This window comes from Oceanimonas smirnovii ATCC BAA-899 (assembly GCF_000381965.1).
Classification (GTDB): Bacteria; Pseudomonadota; Gammaproteobacteria; order Enterobacterales; family Aeromonadaceae; genus Oceanimonas; species Oceanimonas smirnovii.
In genome coordinates, this window is record NZ_KB908478.1 from 1 (window position 1) to 1,813 (window position 1,813).

Here is a 1,813-nt window from a genome sequence, read left to right on the forward strand (position 1 = left end):
GATATACGCCTGTGACGCTGTTGTTGATGGTGTTTGTCAAAACCCGCAAGCGTTGGAGGTGTATTTTATGTCGGGCCTTATGGCCCAATCGTGGCCGATAATCGGCGGTTTAACACTGATGATTTGTGTTGCTGGCGGTTACGGTTTAATTAGTAACTTTATATCAAGGTGATAATTATGGATGCAATCGACGTTACCCAGGCTGTTACTGCAATCGGTCTGCTCACTGCTGCTGTTGCTGGTATCGGCGCGGCTAAAATGGGCGTTAATGGTCTGGTGTTTGTGTGGCGCAAAATTCAGGGTGTTGTTAGCCGTTAAAATGGCTCTTCCCGCTGTTGTTTTTCGGGGGGCTTCGGCTCCCCTTTTTTATTGGGTGTAATATGTTAATTATGGATGCTGAGGGCTTATGGTTATTCGTTATCTCATTGTGCTTTTTGGCCTGTGTATTTCTAATTTGGCGTTAGCTCAAATTGCAAACTGTCCAGTAGGTGCAAAATACTGGATAAATGAAGGTGCATCTTTCTGTCTTGCCGGAGTCTGTCAGTCTGTCTGTGATGCCCCTGACGGCAAATGCGTTGGTGTTGGGGTTGGCGGCGGTTCTGTACAGTTTCGCGTTGTCACCACCGGTGAAAAGTGCGGCTCTGGTTCTGGTTCTGATGGTTCTGGTTCTGAAGATTCCTCATCCTCTAATATTATTGACGATTACAAAATGGATGCCAGCTTAATAATGAATCCAGGTCTTATCGATCCTGTTATTGATAAACATGAGTTTTGTTTTAGAACTCCTGATGGTAAAAGCAGCAGATGCACAAAAGTGCCTACCGGTGTTGATATATCAAGAGCCATTGAAACTGTTTGGCGTGACACTAGGATTGTTAACAGGGACCTTTTTACATTTACAAACACTGTCAAAAGAGCCTTTAATAAAACTGATAACTCTTTAAATCAAAATTCACAGGACATTCTTGATTTAAAAATGACTGTTTCAGCTGTCCAAAATGAAGTTCCTAAGCTTTTTGCTCTAGAGTCTGAAAAAATTGATAATTTTATGACTAATGCAAAATATGAGTTAGATGCCCGTCAGTCAGATTTTGCTGAAGTTTTCACTTCACAATTAAGCGATATTGCATCTGTTGCATATAGCGCACCAGATCGCGCTGAACTCTATGATGGTCTTTCTGGTATTCGTAGTGAGTTATATCCAGAAATTTATCGTGAATCTGGATCAGTTAGGGATGAGCTTTATTCCGAAACATCCAATTTGCGTGATGAGTTATACACAGAAACTGCTTCTCTTTCTAATCAAATTTCAGCGTCTTCTCTTGCGAACGCTGAGGGTCTCGATGGCATAAACTCAAAACTTGATAACCTGAATGATAAACATGACGCTCAGGTTATTTCTGATTCTGTTAATCAATCTGATGTTACCGTTCGTCTCGCTGGTCTAGACGAATCTATGTTTTCCACATCTGAGCAGCTATCTTTGTTGCGCTCTGATATTGCTGCATTATCCGAATCTGTTGATACAGGTATTGGTTCTGGTGGTGGCTCTGGTGGCAATGGCTCATCTTTTGATGATACTGGTATTATTGGTGCTATTGACTCTCAGACTGGCGATATTACCGCATCAATTGCTTCCCTTGAATCTAATTTTTCTGAGGTCGAATCATTTGAATTTCCAGGCGAGCCCAGTTCTTTGCCCGAGCAAATTGTAGATTTTTCTGATTTTGAGAAGTATATAAAAACTGATTACCTTTCTGGCGGTTCTGGCTCTTGTCCCTCTGATTACACTATAGCTGTGCCCGGCTTTGCT

2 protein-coding genes are annotated in these 1,813 nt (G+C 41.9%); both read left to right on the forward strand.

The window, feature by feature from the left end:
• Positions 1-177 precede the first annotated feature (177 nt).
• Positions 178-318 (forward strand): major capsid protein, encoded by a 141-nt coding sequence (locus tag G364_RS17255; protein WP_019936161.1) that lies wholly within the window; start codon positions 178-180, stop codon positions 316-318.
• An 88-nt stretch (positions 319-406) separates the two neighbouring features.
• The coding region (locus G364_RS17260; protein WP_211212462.1) for a hypothetical protein at positions 407-1,813 on the forward strand (1,407 nt) is incomplete at its 3' end.